Origin of the sequence: Devosia sp. (assembly GCF_036676215.1) — a bacterium.
GTDB lineage: Bacteria > Pseudomonadota > Alphaproteobacteria > Rhizobiales > Devosiaceae > Devosia.
This window is the reverse complement of the sequence record NZ_JAKFDJ010000134.1, coordinates 1-2,849: the sequence shown is the minus strand read 5'-3', so window position 1 is coordinate 2,849 and position 2,849 is coordinate 1. Positions and strand designations below refer to the sequence as shown.

Here is a 2,849-nt window from a genome sequence, read left to right as displayed (position 1 = left end):
CCGCCACCAGCGGTTCGAGTATGCGGCGGGCGTGGGGCCCGTTGACGGCGATGACCGCCCATTGCTCGGTCGTCGAGGTGAGGAACACCTTGAGTTCGGGGAATTCGGTCTGGAGATAATCCTCCATATGGGCCAGCACTCGGGGGGCGCCGCCAGTTGTGGTGGTGACGTGGAAGCGGTCAAGCGCCATGCGGCCGATGACGCCGTCATCCATGACGAAGCCGGCTTCGTTGAGCATCAGGCCATAGCGGCAGCGGCCGACGCCAAGCTTTTGCCACGGATTGGTATAGAGCCGTTCCATGAACTCGGCGGCGTCGGGGCCGACCACTTCGATCTTGCCGAGCGTCGTCGCATCGAAGAGGCCGGCGGCGCTGCGGGCGGCCTTGCATTCGCGGTTGACTGCCGCATGCATGTCCTCGCCCGGCTTGGGGAAATACCAGGCGCGCTTCCACTGGCTGACATCCTCGAAGGCGGCGCCATTGGCTTCGGCCCAGGGGTGGATCGGGGTTTGACGAACAGGATCAAGCAGTTGCCCACGGGCATGACCGGCCAGTGTGCCAAAGGTGACCGGGGTATAGGGCGGCCGGAAGGTGGTGAGGCCGATATCGGGGATGGCCTTGTCGAGCGCGCCGGCTGCGATGGCGAGGCCGTTCATGTTGCTCGTCTTACCCTGATCGGTCGCCATGCCGGTGGTGGTATAGCGCTTGATATGCTCGATCGAGTGCATGCCTTCGCGCACCGCCAGCTTGATATCCTTGGCGGTAACGTCGTTCTGGAAATCGACGAAGGCCTTGATTTTCTGCGGGTTTTGCGCAGTCGGTACAGCGCCGTGGAAGCCGCCGGACGGGGCGACGGCGCCAGCGGCCGTGTATGGTCGGGCGCTGTTAGCGCCTTCGTTCAGGGCCGCGGCGAGGTCGAAAGTGCCGTTGCAGGCGCCGGCCGAGCGGGCCGCCTGGGCGTAGGTGCCGGGGGTGTAGATCTGCCGCTCGGCGTCGTAGGCGAGCTTGCCGCGCGATTGCGAGAAGAGATGCACGGCGGGCGTCCAGCCACCAGCCATCAGCACCAGATCGCAGGCGATATGCTGCAAGCCTGCTGGCAGATTGCTGGCATTCAGCCTGCCCAATTGCACGCCCGTGACGCGCAGGCGGCCGGACACGGCATTGATCACCGTGGAATTGGCCATGGCGAGCCCAGCGGCTTTCGCGGCAGCCTGACCCGGACCATCGGATACCGGCCGCAAATCGGCGATCATGGCAATCTCGACGCCGGCGTGGTGCAGGTCGAGCGCGGCGGCATAGCCGGTATCGTCGGCGGTGAAGATGACAGCGCGGTTGCCCGGCTTGACGCCGTAGCGGTTGGCATAGGTCCGCGCGGCGGAGGCGAGCATGACACCGGGACGATCGTTATCGGGGAAGACCAGCGGGCGCTCGATGGCGCCGGTGGCCAGCACAACCTCCTTGGCGCGGACCTTCCACAGGCGCTCGCGCGGCCGACTGGCCGAGAGCTTGGCGAGATGGTCGGTGAGACGTTCGGCGAGGCCGAGCAGGTTCTGCGCGTAATAGCCGAAGGCCTGCGTGCGCGGCAGCAGGGTGACGTTGTCCATGCTGCGCAGGCGCGCCAGCGTGGTGGCGAGCCAATCGGCGGCCGGAGCGCCATCGATGACGGCGTTGCGCTCGTCGAGCAGACCGCCACCCAGTTCGGGCTGTTCGTCGGCGAGTATCACCGATGCGCCGGTTTCGGCGGCAGCGAGCGCCGCCGCGAGACCGGCCGCACCGGCGCCGACGACCAGCACGTCGCAGAAGGCGTATTGCTGGGCGTAGTGGTCCGGATCGGCCTGCTTGGGGGCCTCGCCCAGGCCGGCAAGGCGCCGGATGAAGGGCTCGTAGAGATGATGCCAGGCGCCGCGCGGTGACATGAAGGTCTTGTAGTAGAAGCCGGCGCCGATCAGCCCGGCCGGGGCAAGATCGTTGACCTCGGACAGGTCGAAGCCGAGCGAGGGCCAGCGGTTCTGGCTTTTGGCGACGAGGCCTTCATAGAGTTCGACCTGCGTGGCGCGCAGGTTCGGCGCCGAGCGGCCGTTGCCACGGTCGATATCGACCAGCGCATTGGGCTCTTCGGCGCCGGCGGCGAGGAAGCCGCGGGGGCGGTGATATTTGAACGAGCGGCCGACCAGATGCACGCCATTGGCGATCAGCGCCGAGGCCAGCGTGTCGCCGGCAAAGCCCTGATAGGGCTTGCCGTCAAAGGTGAAATTGATCGCCTTGGCGCGATTGATGCGGCCGCCGGAGTTGGTACGCATGGTGCCGGTCATTTCGCGGTCTCCGGGCGGGGCTGGCCGGCCTTGTAGGTCACAGAAATCTTGTCGGTGATTGTGTCGCGCACGCAGTTGAAGATGCGGCCGCAGCCATTGGTGTGGCGCCAGCGCTCGGCATGGAGGCCCTTGGGGTTGCTCCGCAGATAGAGGAACTTGCCCCAATCCTCGTCAGCAACGCTATCAGGGTCCTGGGCGCGCACGACATGGGCCTCGCCAGCATAGCGGAATTCGAGTTCCGGCCGTTCCATCTCGCAATAGGGGCAGTGAATGAGCAGCATTGGTCTTGTCCTTAATGCGCGACGGCGGCGGCGGCGGCTTCGTCGATCAGCCGTCCGGTGCGGAAGCGATCGAGCGTGAAGGGCGCGGCGATGGGGTGGGGTTCGCCCTTAGCGACGGTGTGGGCGAAGATGTTGCCCGAGCCCGGCGTGGCCTTGAAGCCGCCCGTGCCCCAGCCGCAATTGACGAAGAGACCGGGCACCGGCGTCTTGCCGATGATTGGCGAGCGATCGGGCGTGACATCGACGATGCCGCCCCA

Annotated in this window: 3 protein-coding genes; all 3 read right to left on the bottom strand. The window is 66.4% G+C overall.

Annotated elements, in window-relative coordinates; translation table 11 throughout:
- On the bottom strand, positions 1 to 2,311 hold a 2,311-nt coding region (locus V6M52_RS12115; protein ID WP_332701208.1), incomplete at its 3' end, for a 2Fe-2S iron-sulfur cluster-binding protein.
- The gene (locus tag V6M52_RS12110) at positions 2,308 to 2,592 is read right to left on the bottom strand and encodes a sarcosine oxidase subunit delta (protein ID WP_332701207.1); all 285 of its coding nucleotides are present in this window, start codon (positions 2,590 to 2,592) and stop codon (positions 2,308 to 2,310) included. The genes V6M52_RS12115 and V6M52_RS12110, both read right to left, overlap by 4 nt.
- A gap of 11 nt (positions 2,593 to 2,603) precedes the next feature.
- Positions 2,604 to 2,849 (bottom strand): FAD-dependent oxidoreductase (locus V6M52_RS12105; RefSeq protein ID WP_332701206.1); only part of this gene is annotated, 246 nt, incomplete at its 5' end.

Coding starts and splice junctions, on each gene's coding strand:
- V6M52_RS12110 (WP_332701207.1), bottom strand. CDS start 2,592: ATGCTGCTCATTCACTGCCCCTATTGCGAGATGGAACGGCCGGAACTC.